This is a genomic window from uncultured Slackia sp., from assembly GCF_944321625.1.
In the GTDB taxonomy this organism is placed as follows: domain Bacteria; phylum Actinomycetota; class Coriobacteriia; order Coriobacteriales; family Eggerthellaceae; genus Slackia.
The window spans coordinates 30,296-47,495 of the sequence record NZ_CALUMA010000040.1 but is presented as its reverse complement, the minus strand read 5'-3'; the positions used below and the strand labels follow the sequence as shown (position 1 = coordinate 47,495).

Sequence of the window (17,200 nt, the reverse complement as noted above, 5' to 3'; positions counted from 1 at the left end):
GGCATGATCAACAACGCCTTCGCCTACGCGAGCGCCCACGACGGCAAGACCCCCGAGATGCCCTTCCCCGAGGCGGGCGCCATGTCCCAGGGCTACATCGGCTACCACCTCTCGCAGGCCGTGCTCTCGGAGATGAAGAGGCGCGGCATCATGCGCTCCACCGCCAACGTGGTCACGCAGACCGTGGTCTACCCCGACGACCCCGCCTTCCAGAACCCCACCAAGCCCGTGGGCGCCTTCCTCACCGAGGAGGAGGCCAGGAGGAAGGCCGCCGAGACCGGCTGGACCTACAAGGAGGACGCGGGCCGCGGCTGGCGCCAGGTGGTCGCGAGCCCCAAGCCCCGCCGCATCGTGGAGTCCGACGCGATCCGCGACCTGTTCGAGGCCGGATACATCGTGGTGTGCACGGGCGGCGGCGGCGTGCCGGTGTTCGAGCACGACGACACCTACGAGGGCGTGCCCGCCGTCATCGACAAGGACCGCTCCGCCGCGATGATGGCCGCCACGTTCAAGGCCGACATGCTGGTGATCCTCACCGCGGTCGACAAGGTGGCCGTGAACTTCGGCAAGCCCGACCAGAAGGACATCGACGAGATGGACGTGGCCCAGGCGCGCCAGTACATCGAGGAGGGCCAGTTCGCCCCCGGAAGCATGCTGCCCAAGGTCGAGGCCTGCCTGGAGTACGTCGAGGCCTACCCGCAGGGCCGCGCGCTGATCACCAGCCTGGAGAAGGCGGCCGCCGGCCTTCGCGGCGAGACGGGCACCATCATCAAGGCATAAGTCGATCGAAGCGCCGGCGCACAATGCCTTCACTTTGACGAAGGCTTTCGCCCATACTTGTCTTTGCCGGACAATGCAAGGAGGCTCCTTCGGGAGCCTCTTTTTTGCGCCTCCTGTTTCCTTACGGGAGATTCTACGCCCCCAAAATCATCTAACGCTCCATTTACTCAACTGCTAGATGACGCGATACTGGAATCACAGGGAGCCGGACCCCCTGCGCAAAAGAAAAGTACGCCGCCTATATTTAGCAAAGAGAGGCGCACTTTCTGCGGCATCTGACGACCCCATACGAAGGAGCCCTCATGACCGATTCCGCACGCATCCATCCCACCTCTTCGCAAACCAAAAATGAAACGGGCACCCCGCAAGCGCAAGGCGCAATGCACGCCTCTCCCGCCGCGCGCATCGGCGCCGTCATCGCGCGCGAACGACGAGCCGCCGGCATCACGCAGGACACGCTCGCAAACCACTTGGACGTGACCAAGGCGGCTGTGTCGAAGTGGGAACTGGGGCAAAACGCACCCGACATCGCGCTTATTCCCCGCATCGCCGGATACTTCGGCATCTCCTGTGACGAGCTGCTGGGCTACGCCGAGGAGGTGGACAAAAACGAACGCGATCGCATCCTTGATGAACTGCTTGATTTGCTGAAAGCCGATTTTGACGCCGGTTTCGAAGCATGCAAACGCACCGAACGAGCCCACTGGCGCGATTGGCCGCTGCTTGCCCTCATGGCCTCAATCTTGATGAACCGTGCACTGTATGCGCCCGACCGTATGGAAGAAACCCTGGCCTATATTGAGCAGCTGCTGATACGCCTGGAGGACGAATGCCCCGACCTTTCGCGCTGCCGTGCGGCTCGCATGATGCGCGCCTCTCTCATGCTGCTTCCGCAGGAAAAGCCGCGCGTCGATGAGGGCATAGCGCTGTTCGAATCGCTCGAACGCGACAACACTTCGGGTGTGCCCTCGCTGCTTGCTGCCGCATACGACCAGGCAGGGCGTACCGATGATGCCCTCGCCCTGCGCCAACGCATCGTGTGCGTGTCGGGCGCAAACGTCGCGAACGAATGCCTCAACCAGCTCTCGCACTACCAGGACGACCCGGCGCATCTTACGGCCCTCGCCCACGCCGCAGCCTCCGTCGTCGAAACGCTGTGCCTCGACGCCGTCACACCTTTGTTTGCGCTTTCATCGCATGTGCAGCTTGCCACCGCATATAAAAACGCGGGCATGAGCGAAGAAGCGCTGAACGAGCTCTCGGCGTTTCAGCGCGTATTCGAATCCGCGAAAGACAACCCCTATGCCACGCCCCACGTTCACGATGCGGTGCTGTTCGACCTCATTACAGAGGACTTCTCTGCCGCCGAAGCCGCTCAAAAGCTCAACGACATGAATGCCGGCATTCTTCTCAACAGCATGATCGCGCAGATTCTTTCCAAGGCCACCTGGGATGACTGCGCCGACGACCCGCGCTACCAGGCACTTCTCGCCCTCCGCGACGACGACTATGGCATCTCCGCGCATTGGACGGAAACCAACGCATAGCGCCGCTATCCCAAATTAGTTCAATTTCATCTTAAGCAATAACTATTTATCGTAAAACATTAAATAGTTATTGCTTTTTATTAATGCTGCTTGTATAGTGCAGCCATGAGAGCTCTCTAGAAAAGGCAGCATGCCCGGGCAGACTCGGGCATTCGAGAAAGAAGCACCCATGCCAGCATTCCGCGAGAAAACCCTCAACCGCATTTCGATTCTCTGCCGCATCGCCTTCGTCGTGCTCATCGCCATTGCCGCATTCGCCGCTTTGGCGTTTCTCATAGGCGTCATCCTGTTTGTGTGCGGGGCATTCGGCTATGACTTCTTCATCGCAATAGGCTCGTGGAACCCGACCGAACCCGGCTTCTCGCAATGCGAGCTTGTCACCGAGGGCGCCACATTCGCGCTCTTTGGAGGGCTTGCGGTAACTTCCTATGTCATTGCGGCTAAGATGTTTTATTCCATCGCCAAGACGAAGCGTCCATTCGACCGCGCACGTGCCCGCGAACTCAAGGGCGTTGCCTGGGTGAATGCCGCCTGCGCCATACTTCCTGCACTGCTCGCAGCGGCCGTCTCCACCATCGGGTTCGGCACGGTGTATGTGCCCGAAGACTTCAGCATCGACTACGACACGCTCATCAACGCTTTCATCCTTCTGGCGTTCGCCTACATCTTCGACTACGGATGCATCTTGCAGGAGCAAGACGATGAATTGCTGTAGCAAAGCGAGCCTTTTCACCCGTGAAAGACACACGATAACCGCAGGACAGGAGGCTGAATCATGATGAATCACGAAGATCGCGAAGATGCGAAAAACAGAGCCATCAACATGAGTCGAGCCATTGGCATAGGTGCACGGGCATGCGCTATCGCATTTGGCTGTGCAGGCCTGTGCAGTGTTGCGGGTGCGTTCATAGTAGCATTTAGCCCCATGGGTGCACATGGGGCACCAGTATTCATCAACGACTACGAGGTTTCCGGCATCGTCGGCCCCCTTTACTGCATCATCATTGCCGCAACCGCGTTCTGCCTTGCGCTTATGCTCCGAGCGTTGTTTCAGCTTTGCAGTTCCATCGAGCAGCGAAGAACTCCGTTCTACCTTGAGAATGTAAAAGCGCTCGAGCGCATCGCGTATTTCACCATCGCAGCCGCCCTCGTGTGGGGACTGGGGACATATGCCCTCGAGCTTGCGTTTCACGCTCCCATAGGCAATCTGAGCGCAATTCTTTGGGTGTGGGCCGGCGTTGTTGTGCTTTTCCTCGCCCGAGTGTTCGAATACGGCTGTGCCCTACAGGAGCAAGACGATGAATTGCTGTAGCGGCGAATCGGCTGCTTGCGAAAAGCCTGCTCTTGATGCAATATCCCTGTCGGAAGCCCCAACAACCACCACCGACGTCGTGCAAAGGAGGCAAGCATGATTGTTCTTCGACTTGATCGCATGCTTGCCGACCGCAAGATGTCGCTCAACGAGCTTTCGGAGCACGTAGGCGTGTCCAATGTGAACCTGTCGCGCATCAAGACCGGCAAGGTGAGCGGCGTGCGGTTCTCCACGCTTTCCGCCATTTGCAAGGCACTCGACTGCCAGCCAGGCGACATCTTGGAATACATCCCCGATCCGGAAGACGAATAGTCACCGACTAGCTTCTCGCTGACGCCCCCCCAACCTCGCATTCGTCCAATTCCAGCCTACCGCCACAGCCCCTCTTGTCATCCTTCGATTAGCCAGGCGTTATACTTGCGATAATGCAACGTCATCGAAGGAGCGCGCCATGAAGCTTGCCGTCATCAATCCCGTCGCCAACCTGCCGCAGAACGTATCCGACGCGATGAAGCCGTATCTGGCCTCGCTCACCCGCCCCGATACCGAAATCGAATACGTAACGCTCAAGCGCGGCTTTCCCTCGGTGGAATCCGACATGCAGGGCATGTTCAACGGCGCCGAAATCGTGCGTGAGGCCCTTGCCGCAGTCCAGCGCGGCGCAGACGGCATTTTCGTGAACTGCTTCGACGACCCCGGTGTGCAAGCGCTGCGCGAAATGATCGAAGTGCCCGTGTTTGGCGGATATGTGCCATCGGTGCTCACGGCGCTGGCGCTGGGCGGGCGCATCGGCATCATCACTACTGACTACGACGGCATCGCCAATGAAGAGCGCAAAGCGCGCACCGAAGGATTCGATGGCAAGATTGCCACCATCATCCCTGCCGACATGATGGTGGGCGAAGTGTTCGGCGGCGACGGCGTGGACGAGCGCCTGGCGGAAGTCTGCATGCAGATGCACACCGAGCATCGCATCAACACCGTGATTCTGGGTTGCACCGGCATGCAGCAAGCGGTGGCCAAGCTGCGCGAGCGCCTTGCCGCCGCCCACTGCCCCGTCACCGTCGTCGAACCTCTAGCTGCCGGCGTTACGCACCTTGAGCGCATCGTGACGCTGGGAATGACGAATTCACTGCACATCGGCCTTACGCTTGAGGGGCTCATGGAGTAGTCTCGCCCGTGGCAATGTAAAACAGCGCAGCTTAGCCAAGTCTCAATCGGTGCATCGTCTTAGTTCCGCAATCGGGAATTTGCAGATACATCTGCGATAAATCGATATTGTCATAATCCCCCTGCGAAGCGAACATGGAGCGATACGCGGGATATACCACTGTGTAGGTGCGCGAATCGCCTGATGGTATCGATGACCAGCCGTCTTGTAAATGCCGCTGCGTCGACGTCGCGTCATCCGATGGCTCTCCATAGAGTTCTTTAACCAGGGAAGACCCCATAGTCACCCCGAGCGGGAGTCCATGTCGCGCCGCATCGCCGGAGCTTTCGCCCTCGCCATTCCACGCTGCCTCAGAAGGGCAATCCCCCTCTGCACTGGAGAGTTCAAACGCATCCCCCCAAAGCCAGGGAATAATCACACCGAGTTCTTCATCACTTTTGTTGGCCAGCTCAACGTCAACCACAACAAACTTCGTCTGATATTCATCGTAGTACGCAAGCACCTGCTGCAGATAATCGTAATCCTGATACCATTCCTCGAACGATTCCGCCGATACCGCTCTTGCATTCGTTATGCGAATTTCGCTCGAAGGCATCATTGCCTCCCATGAGTCGTCACTCTTCAGTACCGCCCAAGAATCCTCTCCGAGAAATTGATGAATGCTGCTCTGAATGGCCGCATCATCGTCGAGCTCCTCTCCCGAGAAAGCCGTATCAGAAAGGTCGAGCCAATCCCCTGCGCTCACATCATGCGACGCATATTGAGCGTCCGATATGAGCCATGAGATATCCATTGACTCCGGCCCTTCGGCAGGCTCTTTCACTGTCGGATTCCCCGGAATGAACCTTCCCGCGAACCATCCCATTACGCATGTCAGCACTGCGATGGCGCACACCGAGGCAACAATCGCAATTGCCCTGTGCTTTTGCCACTCCATAGTTCACCGCCCTTCCGATTCCTTGTTTGCCTGAGCAACTGAACCATATCGGCACCGCCGCATTTTGCCTACGGTGATTAATTTCACCCCTCCAATTACCCAATGTCCTACCTGCTCCGATAACGTTAAGCGTTCAATTAGGATACGATAGGTCAAAGAGCTTCGCCTGCATGGAAGCGTCGACTGTAGTTATTCATTCTTAATCGTGTTTAGATTCGAATGGGCCCGCATGTTTCAGTTTGCACTCACTACATACGTCATCGTCCTCGGAGCCGCAGTCCTTTGGCTTGCGTCATGCGGGGCTTTCGTACGCCTTGCTTTTGCGTCAGTAGCAGGACTCAATCTGCGCATTCGCGCAAACCAAGCCATACTGCTTGCCGTTGGTTTCCTTGTGAACGTCTCAATCTGCCTTACGGCGTATTCCTTTATCGGCGCACCGATAGCGGCATTCTGCGTCGTGGCAACCGACATCCTTGTGGTGGCTGCCTTATTCGTTGCAACACTTAGATGGCGCGAGCAAGATCGCAATCGCCGCGCGGCAATATCTCGAATCGAACAGCTCACGCAAACATGCTCGGAACTACAATCCCAGACCAACACCATCGAAGCACGCTGCGCCACCCTTGCCCGGTCATCGGACCTGACCCGCAAAGAGGAGGATGTTCTCGTGCTTATAGCAAAGGGGCTTTCTTATCCTCAGATTTGCGAGCAACTCGTGCTTTCGCCGAACACCATTAAAACGCATGCGCGAAACATCTACCGCAAGCTCGGCGTGTCATCAAAGCAAGAGGCGATCCAGCTTGTTGAGAAAGATTTCGATAGGACACAAGAAAAGGCCGTCGGGTGAAACCGACGGCCTTTGCCACGAGTCATGTTGGCGTCACAAGCAGTTAGTTCCTGCCCAGAATGCGACGCAGGGTTCCCGCTGCCACGCCGAATGCTAGAGCGAAACCACCCACGAGCGCTGCCACGACTCCCGCACTTTCGTCGTTGGTCTTGAGAAGCGTCTCTTTATCCTCGTCGGCCGCCTTGGACTCCTTGGCGTCCTTCGTGTCACCCTGATCGCCGCCGGCGTTACCGTTTTCGTCAGATTTGGAGGTGTCGTTCGTCTTGTCCTTCTCCTCGGAGGAATCATTGCCGGACGTGTTCGATTTGTCGGAATCTGCCTTGCTATCCGTCTTCTCGTCCGATGTGGCATTCGAATCCGAGGCGTTAGATCCATCGGCGCCATCTGACGACTCATCCTTGGATTCGTCGCCGGCGCCGTCGGTGGCGTCACCGTCGTTTTCGTTCGCATTATTGCCGTTCTCGGGCGCCTCATTGGCTCCCTCGTCGGAGCCAGAGTTGGAGCCGTTGGACGTCGTACCGCCTACGATGCTATTCGAAGGAGGCAGCGGAGCGGGCTTGGGTGCCTCGTTCGAATCGGAATCGGATTCCTCGCCCGTGTTGCCGCCATTGGCATCACCGGTCGATTCATCGTTCGACTCATCGCTGTCGGAGCCGCTGTTAGAATCGGCATTGTCGGACGAAGAGTCGCCCGACATATTGCCGTTGCCGTTGTCGTTACCCTCGTCAGAGGAATCGCCCTCCGCACTGGAGCCGTTATCGCTCGAACCGTTGTCGCTGGAGCCAGAATTATCCGTGTTGCTATCGCCGGAGTCGTTCGACTCGTTCCCGCCAGCGGAACCCTCGTTGCCCGAACCGTTGCTACCCGTCGAACCTTCGTTGTCCGAAACCGCATCGTCGGATTCCGCGGGCGGAGTAGGCACAACGACCTGCTTCTTCTTCCACTGGGCGTACAGCACATCGTCGCCCTCGGTGAGCGTGTAGTTGGACCCAGCGGCATAGCTCTTGCCCGAACCGTCCTTCTTGGTGTTCCAACCCATAAACTCATAGCCGTCGCGCGTGAAGCCGCAGGCCGCCACCTTGACGCTCTTGTTCACGGTGCCGTTGGTGGCGCTCATCTTGCCCGAGCCGCCGTTGGCGTTGTAAGACAGGCTGTCCGCCTGCTGCGCCTCATCCTGGGCGATGTACGCCAAACAATCCGCCTTCTCGCTGCGGTAACGGTTCTGCCAGCCTGCATGGTATTCGGGCTGCGCCTTATAGAACACGGCAACGTTGTTCACCACGTAATCGCACAGCGTGGTCACGAACTCGCGATCGGACATGGCGTTGGCCTTCTTGTAATCGCCATTCCAGGCGCCTGGCCACTTATAGCTATCGTGCCAGGTGCCGTTCCAGTCATAGCCGCTGGTATATCCGCCTACGAACTTACGCCATCCGCTGGTGCCATACAGGTTGGACATGCCCCACACGAGGCCCTTCACGCAGTCAGCGCGCTCGGAGATGTCAATACCAAGGCTTTTTAGATAGTTTTCGGCCGGCAGATAATACTCCTTATAGGCCCAGTTATCCTGCAGCGCCGAGAAGCCTGCAGGGTCGGCCTTGTACGCCGCATGCCACGAGCTATTAAGCTTGGTGCCGATGCTGGTCAGTTTGCCCGTCGAATAGTTGTACAGGTCACCCGTGATGTCGGCAGTCAGGACCCATTTGAACATCGAGTACGTATCGGGGTCGTAGTTATAGCAGGAGATGAGGAAGTCATCCAGGCCATAACGGTTATCGAACTGATAGTAGCCCATGGCATGGTAGCCATCGCCCCATGACAGACCCTGATCATAGTTGCATCCGCTCTCATAGGCGGTGAAGTACTTCATTTCATCGGACAGGGCGACAGGAGCAACCGAGGCGGCCATAGGCGCGGCATAAGCGCGCGACATCATCATGACGGTCGGAGCTTCAACGTAGAAGTCGGCCTTATCGTACGAAGCCGGCGCCTCTACAACCTCGCCCTCGTCGGATTCGTCAACGGGCTCAGCATATTCGTCTTCCGCAGTGTAGGCCTCTTCGTTTTCAGCGGCCGCTTCATCGACTTCGGAGCCGTCGACATCGGATACATCTACCGTCTCATTGGTGGCACCAGCGGCATCGGCTCCATTAGCCTCACCGATGATTTCGGAATCAGGATTCTCGGCTGCGAGCGCGGCCGTAGGGGTCATACCGAATGCAAGCGTGAGCGTCATGCCTGCCACGATGATATGACGCGTAGGTTTCATAAGGGAACTCCCCTCCTTCTGCGCAGCCCTCGCTTGAAAACGCGCCGCACCGCACAGGCAAAACGTAGCGGAGCGACATGCGCAACATTGCGAGGCGTGCCGAGGGGCACGGTTGCGCGTAGTTCGATTAGTGTGCGTATGCGCTAATATTTCGAGCCTATATAACCACACTCCGGTCGCCGCGTCATCCGTTTCAAACAAGATTTTGAGGCAATTTCGAGGGTTCTTCACAAGCTGTTTTTCGAGGTCAGAGGCTTATACAACATCTTGTTCTGCCGTTACTACACCTTGTGGAAACCAAAGGATACCAACCGCCTCCAACGCACTTGCGCCCTGTCGGAATCAGCCCGCCGGCGACAAATAACGAGTCACGAACGATGGTCGTATCGGCATGACGACACCAAAGAGCGACCCCAAAAGACGGCTCGTAGATGCTGGGGCTGAAAACAAAAAAGAGGCCCGGCATATGCCAGACCTCTCTTTCGAAAGCTATGACGCTTGGGCTTGGAGCCTTGCGGGCGTATGGTTACGCCTGGGCGCGCTCCTCAGCCTTGTCGGCGAGAATGATGACCTTCTTGCCGTCGACCTGCACGTAGCCGCCCTCGATGGCGAACTCCTTGTGCGGGCCGCCCTCTTCTTCCTGGATGCGGACTACGCCGTCGGCCAGGGTGGACACGACGGGCGCATGGTCGTACAGAAAGCCCATCTCGCCCTCGGTGCCGGGAACCACGACGAAGTGGACATCGCCGGAGTAGAACTTCGCCTCAGGCGTCACGATATCGCAGGCAAACTTGGTCATGTTAGTTCTCGTCCTTCTTCATGGCCTCGTACTCGGCCCACACGTCGTCGATGGAACCCTTCAGGCGGAAGCACTGCTCGGGGATCTCGTCGCACTCGCCGTCGAGGATGGCGGCGAAGGAGCGAACGGTGTCCTCCATCTTAACGTACTTGCCGGGCAGACCGGTGAACTGGGTGGCCACGTGGAAGCACTGGCCGAAGAACTGCTGGGCCTTACGCGCACGGGACACGGTGAGCTTCTGCTCTTCAGTCAGCTCGTCCATGCCCAGAATGGCGATGATGTCCTGCAGGTCCTTGTAGTTCTGCAGCAGCTCCTGGATGCCGGTAGCCACGCGATAGTGCTCCTCGCCCACGATGGCGGGCTCGAGAGCGCGGGAGGTGGACTCCAGCGGGTCGACGGCGGGGTAAATACCCAGCTCGGCGATGGAACGCGACAGAACGGTCTTGGCGTCCAGGTGGGTGAACGTCGTGGCCGGCGCGGGGTCGGTCAGGTCGTCAGCGGGAACGTAGACAGCCTGCACGGAAGTAATGGAACCCTTGTCCGTGGAGGTAATGCGCTCCTGCAGGTCACCCATCTCGGTGGCCAGCGTGGGCTGGTAGCCTACAGCGGAAGGCATGCGGCCCAGCAGAGCGGACACCTCGGAACCGGCCTGGGTGAAGCGGAAGATGTTGTCCACGAACAGAAGCACGTCCTGGCCCTGATCGCGGAAGTACTCAGCCTCGGTCAGGCCAGCCAGGCCGACGCGCAGACGCGCTCCCGGCGGCTCGTTCATCTGACCGTAGACCAGGCAGGTCTTGTTGATAACGCCGGACTCGCTCATCTCCAGGAAGAGGTCGGTACCCTCACGGGTACGCTCGCCTACGCCGGTGAACACGGAGGTACCGCCGTGCTCCTGGGCCAGGTTGTTGATGAGCTCCTGGATGATAACGGTCTTGCCAACGCCAGCGCCGCCGAACAGACCGGTCTTGCCGCCCTTGATGAAGGGCTCGATCAGGTCGATGGCCTTGATGCCCGTCTCGAAGATCTCGGTCTTCGTGGACAGGGTATCGTACTCAGGCGCGGGACGATGGATGGGCATGTAGCCAGAAACCTCGGGCATCGGCTTCTCGTCGACGGGCTCGCCGACGACGTTCCAGATGCGGCCCAGGGTCTCAGGGCCAACGGGCATCATGATGGGATGACCCGTGTCGACGACCTCGATGCCGCGCACCAGGCCGTCGGTGGAACTCATGGCGACGGAACGCACGAGGTTGCCCGGAAGCATGGTCTCAACCTCCAGGACAACGTGCATATCGCCGGCAGGAGTGGTTGCGTCAACCGTCAGCGCGTTGTAAATCGCCGGCAGCTGATCCGCAGGGAACTCAACGTCAACGACAGGGCCGACGATACGCACGATGCGCCCCGTACCGCCCTTGCTGGCATCGAGCTCCTCTTTGGTGAGCATTCTCTCGTCAGCCATTTAATCCTCCAAAGCAGCGGCGCCGCCAACGATCTCGTTGATCTCGGTGGTAATGGCGCCTTGACGTACACGGTTGTACAACCGCGACAGCGTTTCCACGATTTCGTTCGCGTTCTCGGTTGCCGAGTGCATTGCCGTGCGACGTGCGGCCTGCTCGCCTGCGGCGGAGTCGATCAACGCGTGGTAGATCGACGTGCGCAGGTACGCCGGCAGCAGACGCTGGAGCACATCGGCGGGCTCGGGCTCGAACTCGAGCGCGGCGGAAACGGTATCGGCGGACTGATCGGCAGCGTCGGCCGCATCCGAGGATCCGGCGGCAGCGGCCATGACGGCCTGCGTGTCGACGGGCAGAATAATCTCCTCGCGGAGTACCTGCTCAGCGGCGTTCTTGGCGTGGTTGTACACCAGAACGACCTCGTCTACGCTGCCCTCTTCATACGCCTTCACGGCGTAATCGGCGATCTGTTTCGCCTCTTCAAACGTAGGGTCGGCAGAAAGGTCCACAAATTCAAGCACCGGCTCGATCTTGCGGTACTTGAAAAATCCGATTGCCTTCTTGCCGCAGGCGATGACATCAACCTCGACACCCTGCGCCTTTTTCGCGCGAATCGTCTTCTCGATCGTACGCAGCACGTTCGAATTGAAGCCGCCGGCGAGGCCGCGGTCGGAAACCACGGCCACCGCCAGAATGCGCTTCACGTTCTCACGCTTCTCCAGCAAGGGGTTCTCGCTGGCCTGCACGCGCTCCGCGACGCCTTGCAGCATCTCAGTCATGGACTCGGAGTAGGGCGTGGCGGCGAAGATACGCTCGGTGGCGTGCTTCACCTTGGCGCCTGCGACCATCTCCATGGTGCGCGTAATCTGCTTGGTCGAGGTAATCGACTTGATGCGCTTGTCTATGTCGTGCAGGTTAGGCATGTTCGGCCTTCCTTACGCCGCGAATTGCTTCTTGAAAGCCTCGATGGCACCGTTGAGGGCCTCTTCGCTTTCAGGCGTGAACTTCGCATCGTCGTGAATCTTCTTGAGCACCTCGCCATGGCTGGCGCGCAGGTAATCCAGAAGCTCGGTGCGGAAGCGAACCACGTCGGACACTTCCACGTCATCCAGATAACCCTTGGTACCAGCGTAGATGGCCACAGCCTCTTCCTCGAAGGCGAGAGGCATGTAGCGACCCTGCTTCAGCAGCTCGGTCATGCGGGCACCGCGATTCAGCTGATCCATGGTGGACTTGTCCAGGTCGGAGCCGAACTGGGTGAACGCCTTCAGCTCGCGGTACGCGGCGAGGTCCAGACGCAGGGTACCGGAAACGCTCTTCACGGCCTTGGTCTGGGCGGAACCGCCAACGCGCGAAACGGAGATACCTACGTCGACTGCCGGGCGCTGGCCCTGGAAGAACAGGTCGGTCTGCAGGTAAATCTGACCGTCGGTGATGGAGATCACGTTGGTGGGGATATAGGCGGACACGTCGCCGGCCTGGGTCTCGATGATCGGCAGAGCCGTCATGGAGCCGCAGCCGTACTCGTCGGACATCTTGACCGCACGCTCCAGCAGGCGCGAATGCAGGTAGAAGATGTCGCCGGGGTACGCCTCGCGTCCCGGCGGACGACGCAGGGTCAGCGACATCTGACGATACGCCACAGCCTGCTTGGACAGGTCATCGTAGACGATGAGCACGTGACGGCCGTGGTTCTCGGGGCCGGCGGGCTGTCCGTCTTCGCCGGTGTAGACGAAGTACTCGCCCATTGCAGCGCCCGCCATGGGGGCGATGTACTGCAGAGGAGCGGAGTCGGAAGCGGTGGCGGCCACGATGATGGTCTTGTCCATCACGCCGTACTTCTCGAACGTCTCCATGATGCCGGCCACCGTGGAGGCCTTCTGGCCCACGGCGACGTAGATGCAGATGACGTCGGTTTCCTTCTGGTTGATGATGGCGTCGATCGCGATAGCGGTCTTGCCGGTCTGGCGGTCGCCGATGATAAGCTCGCGCTGGCCACGGCCAATCGGAATCATCGTGTCAACGGCGAGGATGCCGGTCTGCATGGGCTCATGCACAGGCTTGCGGCTGATAACGCCGGGGGCCTTGAACTCCACGGGGCGAGTGCCCTCGGAAGTGATGGGGCCCTTGCCGTCGATGGGCATACCCAGCGGGTTCACGACGCGGCCGAGCAGACCCTTGCCCGAAGGCACTTCCATGATCTTGCCGGTGGTGCGAACCTGGTCGTTCTCTCGAATTGCCGTGACATCGCCCAGGAGCACGGCGCCGACCTCCTCTTCCTCGAGGTTCTGCGCCAAGCCGTACACGGTCTTGCCGCCTTCGCCGAGGAACTCCAGGAGCTCGCCTGCCATGGCACCCTTCAGGCCGTCGACGCGGGCGATACCGTCGCCCACCTGGACGACCGTGCCCACCTCGCGAGCATCGACGCTGGTGTCGAGCGACTCGAGCTGCTTACGCAGAGCTTCGTCGATAGACTGAGCGGTGATTTCAGTCACTAGCATTCACCTCCATCGTTTGTTTCCGTAAGCACGTTGCGAGTGCGCTCCAGTTGGGACGCTACGCTCGCGTCGATGCGTTTTCCATGAGTGCTCATGATGATGCCGCCCAGGATGGACTTGTCGATATGCTCGCGCAGAACGACGTTCTTGCCCAGATCCTGAGACAGCTTCTCAGTGATGACCTTGCGGAGCTCGTCGTCGAGTTCCACCACGGTGGTCACGTCGACGACGCACACGCCCAGCTTCTCTTCGGACGCGTCGCGGTAGGCGTTCGCAACCTGGGAGAGCTGTCCGAGGTTTTCGCGTTCCGCCATAACGGCGATAACGCTGCGAATCAAGGGGTCGACCCCCTCGAATACGCCTTCGGCCAACTGGTGACGCTGCTCAGCGGAGAGTGCCGGGTTGGACAGGGCGTCGCGCAGATCCGCGTTGCCGCGGTAGATGGCGAGCACCTGCTCCAGCTGGTCACGCACCTCCAGCACACGCTCCTGACCGCCGGCGTTGTAGGCGGCGTCCAGCAGCATGCCGGAATAGGTGGCAACCTCTTCTTTTACGAGCAGTCGGTTAGTTGGCATCGAAACTACCTGCCTCTTCGACGTAGCGCTTGATCATCTTGCGATGCTCCTCATCGGACAGGTCGTTGCCGATGAGCTTGGCAGCCACAGCGACCGAGATGTCGGCGACGGACGCCTGGAGGTCGGCCTTGGCCGCCTTCTTGTCCGCCTCGATGGCCGCATGGGCCTTCTCGATCATGTCAGCGGCTTCCTTCTGCGCCTTGGCGGTGATGTCGGCCTTCACGTCTTCGCCGGTCTGCTTAGCGTCGGCGATGATCTTGGAAGCCTGGGCCTTGGCCTCGGCGAGCTCCTGCTTGTACTCGGCAAGCACGCGCTCGGATTCCTGGCGGGCCTCTTCCGCATTCTTCAGGTCATCGCGAATGGTGTTGGCACGCTTCTCGAGCATCTTGTCGAACATCGGCCAGCCGAACTTCGCGAGGACGATCCACAGAATGATGAAGGCGACGAGCATGGGGATGAATTCGTTCATCTTGGGGAGAATGGCGCCGATGCCGCCCTCCTCAGAAGCGAATGCATACGCCGGGCAGGCCAGAGCTGCAGCGCCCGCGATAGCGACCGCGGAAGTGAGCTTTGCTGCCTTGGTCTTGTACGCTTTCAACTCGCTTGCCTCCTGTTCTTTTCTCGTAAGAGTCATACGGTGAATCGTCGATTAACCGATGAAGAACAGAACCAAGCCGAGCAGAGCCAGTGCCTCAGACATAGCGGCACCGATGAAGAAGTAGCCCATGAGCTGACCCTTCATCTCGGGCTGGCGAGCAGCCGAGGTGCACAGACCGTAGGTGGCGATGCCGATACCGATGCCAGGGCCGATGGCAGCGAGGCCATAGCCGACGACCTTCAGTGCGGCGAGCGCGAGGGTGATTTCCACTGTTTCCTCCTTTGACGGGTTTCGCGGGATTGCGAAACCTTCTGCCTATACTGTTCAGCTGAGGGGTGCAGCTGCAACACCAAATTCAGACCGCGTGACGCCGCGGCGGGCGGCCAAGTGCGCCTTGGCGAGCTGCCGGATGCGCTCCGGCGATGCGTCCTCGAAGCGCGGTGCGCTTAGTGAGGATGGACGGCTCCACCGATGTAGGAAGCCGAGAGGATGGCGAACACGAACGCTTGGATGAACGCCACCAGGCACTCCAGCGCGTAGATGAGCACCAGCAGCAGGAACCATGCGATCGAAGGCAGGCCGGCGATCAGGTCCATGGAGCCGCTGAACAGGCTCACCTGCAGGAAGCACGTCGTAGCGATGGCGAAGATGGCGAGCATCATGTGGCCAGCCAGCATGTTGCCGTAAAGTCGGACGGCCAGCGTGAGCACGCGGATGACCGTGGAGAACAGCTCCAGGAACCAGATGACCGGCTTCAGCGGGCCGCTCACGCCCGAGGGGGCGAGGCTGGCGATGTAACCGCCCAGGCCGTTGGCCTTGATGCCGTAGACGATGAAGTACACGAAAGAGATGACGGAGAGCGCCCAGGTGCAAGAGATGGCGCCGGTAGCCGTCTTGAAGCCGGGGATGAGGCTCAAGAAGTTGCAGATCAGGATGAAGAAGAACAGCGTGGCCAGGAAGGGCACGTGCTTCTTGAAGCCGTTGCCGATAACGTCCTCGGCAACGTTTTTGTTCACGAAGTCATAGCCATACTCCACCATGTTGACGAACTTGTTGGTGGGGACCAGCTTGAGCTTCTTGGCAGCGACCAAGATCACGATGAACGTGACGGCCAGTGCGATGAACAGCCAGATGACGTACTGGGTGACGTTCGAGCCGCCGATGCTGAACACCGTCTGCGGATCGAAGTGAGCCGCGATGCCCTGTGCCTCCTCGACGAACATATTGAGAGCTTCGCCCATGAGATTCCTTCCTTAGACGACAATTCCCTATTTCACGCGCTTGCGCTTGGCGAGCACGTTCTTGTACAACACGTAAGCGATGGTGCAGCCCAGAAACACGACGCCCTCAGCGACGACGTAGGACACCAGCGAATCACGCGCAAGCATTGCGCACGCGATGAGGCCCACGATGAGGATGACCATGGAGATGCAGACGCCCACCAGGCCGTACAGGCCGATGGTCAGGGCATGAGTGGAAGTAGAACGGCGCGATAGCCTCAGCGACAGGAACAGAGGCAGGAATCCGAGGACTCCGGTCAGAATCCCTAGTGCGATGAGCATATGGCGCTGGTCACTCTCCTTCTCCGTGGCATTTGGGCATGCGCACACAACGGCTTAGCCGAAAACGGGTAGTATGCTAACAAATATTTACGCCCCGCACGCGGCGATGCGACGAAAAGCTGAAAAAATCGCGCAAGCGGGGTGATTTTTATGCACTCTTTACGTGCGACCAGGCAACATTATGCCGACATTTGAGTATTTCTTCACAAATGGCAGCGTCAATTGTGGAGGTAGCGCGAAGAGAGAGCGTATGGATGGAGGCACGAACAGCTTGACGCGCGCTCACGCCCAACTCTCCGAGCCCTCCACGCTCCGTCGCATCCGCCCGCGGCTTCAGCCTAATCGACAGGCATGCCACTTGCTTCGCCGGGCTCCACGACGCGAATCTTGATGTCCGTCTCGCCCAGGAGTTCCTCCGCCAGTTTGTCGGGGTAGCCCTCCGCAAACACGATCTCGCGGATGCCGGCGTTGATGAGCATCTTGGCGCACACCACGCAGGGCTCCGTAGTTATATAGATAGAGGAGCCCTCAATGTCGATGCCGTAGCGCGCCGCCTGGATGATAGCGTTCTGCTCAGCGTGCAGGCCGCGACAAATCTCATGACGCTGGCCCGACGGCACGCCCAGCTGCTCGCGCAGGCAGCCCGTCTCGTCGCAGTGGCGCAGGCCCGACGGCACGCCGTTGTAGCCGGTGGCCAGAATGCGGCGGTCCTTCACGATAACCGCCCCTACCGCACGACGCAGGCACGTGGAACGCTTGGACACCTCGAAGGCGAGGTGGATGAAATACTGATCCCAACTGGGACGCTGAATATCGCGCATCGCGCAATCCTCTCCTTGGTATGTTTAATC

The 17,200-nt window shown here is 59.4% G+C and carries 19 protein-coding genes; 7 read left to right on the top strand and 12 right to left on the bottom strand.

The genetic code is table 11. The annotated features are described in order from the left end of the window. The 6 genes from arcC to Q0J60_RS03700 form a co-directional block, all read left to right on the top strand. Positions 1 to 780, top strand: a 780-nt coding sequence (gene arcC / locus Q0J60_RS03725) for a carbamate kinase (protein ID WP_294438900.1), incomplete at its 5' end; no start/stop codon positions are given. Between the two features lie 302 nt (positions 781 to 1,082). After that, complete coding sequence (locus tag Q0J60_RS03720; RefSeq protein ID WP_294438899.1) at positions 1,083 to 2,327, top strand: helix-turn-helix domain-containing protein; 1,245 nt, start codon at positions 1,083 to 1,085, stop codon at positions 2,325 to 2,327. 169 nt (positions 2,328 to 2,496) lie between these two features. Beyond that, positions 2,497 to 3,042, top strand: a complete 546-nt coding sequence (locus tag Q0J60_RS03715) for a hypothetical protein (protein WP_294438898.1) — start codon at positions 2,497 to 2,499, stop codon at positions 3,040 to 3,042. A gap of 60 nt (positions 3,043 to 3,102) precedes the next feature. Beyond that, positions 3,103 to 3,639 carry a DUF2975 domain-containing protein gene (locus Q0J60_RS03710; RefSeq protein WP_294438897.1) on the top strand — a complete coding sequence of 179 codons (537 nt, stop codon included), beginning with the start codon at positions 3,103 to 3,105 and terminating at the stop codon, positions 3,637 to 3,639. A 96-nt stretch (positions 3,640 to 3,735) separates the two neighbouring features. After that, the gene (locus Q0J60_RS03705) at positions 3,736 to 3,951 is read left to right on the top strand and encodes a helix-turn-helix transcriptional regulator (protein WP_294438896.1); all 216 of its coding nucleotides are present in this window, start codon (positions 3,736 to 3,738) and stop codon (positions 3,949 to 3,951) included. A gap of 139 nt (positions 3,952 to 4,090) precedes the next feature. Beyond that, the gene (locus Q0J60_RS03700) at positions 4,091 to 4,810 is read left to right on the top strand and encodes an aspartate/glutamate racemase family protein (protein WP_294438895.1); all 720 of its coding nucleotides are present in this window, start codon (positions 4,091 to 4,093) and stop codon (positions 4,808 to 4,810) included. A 31-nt stretch (positions 4,811 to 4,841) separates the two neighbouring features. Here the strand turns inward: Q0J60_RS03700 and Q0J60_RS03695 are convergent, their stop codons facing one another. Next, positions 4,842 to 5,747, bottom strand: a complete 906-nt coding sequence (locus Q0J60_RS03695; protein WP_294438894.1) for a hypothetical protein — start codon at positions 5,745 to 5,747, stop codon at positions 4,842 to 4,844. A 229-nt stretch (positions 5,748 to 5,976) separates the two neighbouring features. Between Q0J60_RS03695 and Q0J60_RS03690 the strand changes: the two genes are divergently transcribed. After that, positions 5,977 to 6,594: a LuxR C-terminal-related transcriptional regulator gene (locus tag Q0J60_RS03690; RefSeq protein WP_294438893.1), complete on the top strand. Its 618-nt coding sequence runs from the start codon at positions 5,977 to 5,979 to the stop codon at positions 6,592 to 6,594. A gap of 43 nt (positions 6,595 to 6,637) precedes the next feature. Here Q0J60_RS03690 and Q0J60_RS03685 read toward each other — a convergent pair whose 3' ends face one another. The 11 genes from Q0J60_RS03685 to Q0J60_RS03635 form a co-directional block, all read right to left on the bottom strand. Then, positions 6,638 to 8,863, bottom strand: coding sequence for an InlB B-repeat-containing protein (locus Q0J60_RS03685; RefSeq protein ID WP_294438892.1), 2,226 nt, complete (start codon positions 8,861 to 8,863; stop codon positions 6,638 to 6,640). 526 nt (positions 8,864 to 9,389) lie between these two features. Then, positions 9,390 to 9,662, bottom strand: a complete 273-nt coding sequence (gene atpC / locus Q0J60_RS03680; RefSeq protein WP_294438891.1) for an ATP synthase F1 subunit epsilon — start codon at positions 9,660 to 9,662, stop codon at positions 9,390 to 9,392. A 1-nt stretch (position 9,663) separates the two neighbouring features. Continuing rightward, positions 9,664 to 11,106, bottom strand: coding sequence for a F0F1 ATP synthase subunit beta (gene atpD / locus Q0J60_RS03675; RefSeq protein ID WP_367178775.1), 1,443 nt, complete (start codon positions 11,104 to 11,106; stop codon positions 9,664 to 9,666). Positions 11,107 to 11,121: 15 nt separating this feature from the next. Next, the gene (atpG, locus tag Q0J60_RS03670; protein ID WP_294438888.1) at positions 11,122 to 12,039 is read right to left on the bottom strand and encodes an ATP synthase F1 subunit gamma; all 918 of its coding nucleotides are present in this window, start codon (positions 12,037 to 12,039) and stop codon (positions 11,122 to 11,124) included. A gap of 12 nt (positions 12,040 to 12,051) precedes the next feature. Next, on the bottom strand, positions 12,052 to 13,617 hold the full coding sequence (gene atpA, locus Q0J60_RS03665; RefSeq protein ID WP_294438887.1) for a F0F1 ATP synthase subunit alpha: 1,566 nt from the start codon (positions 13,615 to 13,617) through the stop codon (positions 12,052 to 12,054). Further along, positions 13,611 to 14,189 carry an ATP synthase F1 subunit delta gene (gene atpH, locus Q0J60_RS03660; protein ID WP_294438886.1) on the bottom strand — a complete coding sequence of 193 codons (579 nt, stop codon included), beginning with the start codon at positions 14,187 to 14,189 and terminating at the stop codon, positions 13,611 to 13,613. Before atpH ends, atpA begins: the two co-directional genes overlap by 7 nt. Then, complete coding sequence (gene atpF, locus Q0J60_RS03655; RefSeq protein ID WP_294438885.1) at positions 14,179 to 14,823, bottom strand: F0F1 ATP synthase subunit B; 645 nt, start codon at positions 14,821 to 14,823, stop codon at positions 14,179 to 14,181. Before atpF ends, atpH begins: the two co-directional genes overlap by 11 nt. Positions 14,824 to 14,838: 15 nt before the next feature. Then, a complete protein-coding gene (gene atpE / locus Q0J60_RS03650; protein ID WP_123207904.1) occupies positions 14,839 to 15,057 on the bottom strand; it encodes an ATP synthase F0 subunit C in 219 nt (72 codons plus the stop codon). A gap of 176 nt (positions 15,058 to 15,233) precedes the next feature. Beyond that, the gene (gene atpB / locus Q0J60_RS03645) at positions 15,234 to 16,028 is read right to left on the bottom strand and encodes a F0F1 ATP synthase subunit A (RefSeq protein ID WP_294438883.1); all 795 of its coding nucleotides are present in this window, start codon (positions 16,026 to 16,028) and stop codon (positions 15,234 to 15,236) included. Positions 16,029 to 16,055: 27 nt separating this feature from the next. Beyond that, positions 16,056 to 16,349, bottom strand: coding sequence for a hypothetical protein (locus tag Q0J60_RS03640; RefSeq protein WP_294438882.1), 294 nt, complete (start codon positions 16,347 to 16,349; stop codon positions 16,056 to 16,058). A 338-nt stretch (positions 16,350 to 16,687) separates the two neighbouring features. Beyond that, the gene (locus Q0J60_RS03635; protein ID WP_294438880.1) at positions 16,688 to 17,170 is read right to left on the bottom strand and encodes a cytidine/deoxycytidylate deaminase family protein; all 483 of its coding nucleotides are present in this window, start codon (positions 17,168 to 17,170) and stop codon (positions 16,688 to 16,690) included. Positions 17,171 to 17,200: the final 30 nt, after the last annotated feature.

Coding starts and splice junctions, on each gene's coding strand:
- Q0J60_RS03720 (WP_294438899.1), top strand. CDS start 1,083: ATGACCGATTCCGCACGCATCCATCCCACCTCTTCGCAAACCAAAAAT.
- Q0J60_RS03715 (WP_294438898.1), top strand. CDS start 2,497: ATGCCAGCATTCCGCGAGAAAACCCTCAACCGCATTTCGATTCTCTGC.
- Q0J60_RS03710 (WP_294438897.1), top strand. CDS start 3,103: ATGATGAATCACGAAGATCGCGAAGATGCGAAAAACAGAGCCATCAAC.
- Q0J60_RS03705 (WP_294438896.1), top strand. CDS start 3,736: ATGATTGTTCTTCGACTTGATCGCATGCTTGCCGACCGCAAGATGTCG.
- Q0J60_RS03700 (WP_294438895.1), top strand. CDS start 4,091: ATGAAGCTTGCCGTCATCAATCCCGTCGCCAACCTGCCGCAGAACGTA.
- Q0J60_RS03695 (WP_294438894.1), bottom strand. CDS start 5,747: ATGGAGTGGCAAAAGCACAGGGCAATTGCGATTGTTGCCTCGGTGTGC.
- Q0J60_RS03690 (WP_294438893.1), top strand. CDS start 5,977: ATGTTTCAGTTTGCACTCACTACATACGTCATCGTCCTCGGAGCCGCA.
- Q0J60_RS03685 (WP_294438892.1), bottom strand. CDS start 8,863: ATGAAACCTACGCGTCATATCATCGTGGCAGGCATGACGCTCACGCTT.
- atpC (WP_294438891.1), bottom strand. CDS start 9,662: ATGACCAAGTTTGCCTGCGATATCGTGACGCCTGAGGCGAAGTTCTAC.
- atpD (WP_367178775.1), bottom strand. CDS start 11,106: ATGCTCACCAAAGAGGAGCTCGATGCCAGCAAGGGCGGTACGGGGCGC.
- atpG (WP_294438888.1), bottom strand. CDS start 12,039: ATGCCTAACCTGCACGACATAGACAAGCGCATCAAGTCGATTACCTCG.
- atpA (WP_294438887.1), bottom strand. CDS start 13,617: ATGCTAGTGACTGAAATCACCGCTCAGTCTATCGACGAAGCTCTGCGT.
- atpH (WP_294438886.1), bottom strand. CDS start 14,189: ATGCCAACTAACCGACTGCTCGTAAAAGAAGAGGTTGCCACCTATTCC.
- atpF (WP_294438885.1), bottom strand. CDS start 14,823: ATGACTCTTACGAGAAAAGAACAGGAGGCAAGCGAGTTGAAAGCGTAC.
- atpB (WP_294438883.1), bottom strand. CDS start 16,028: ATGGGCGAAGCTCTCAATATGTTCGTCGAGGAGGCACAGGGCATCGCG.
- Q0J60_RS03640 (WP_294438882.1), bottom strand. CDS start 16,349: ATGCTCATCGCACTAGGGATTCTGACCGGAGTCCTCGGATTCCTGCCT.
- Q0J60_RS03635 (WP_294438880.1), bottom strand. CDS start 17,170: ATGCGCGATATTCAGCGTCCCAGTTGGGATCAGTATTTCATCCACCTC.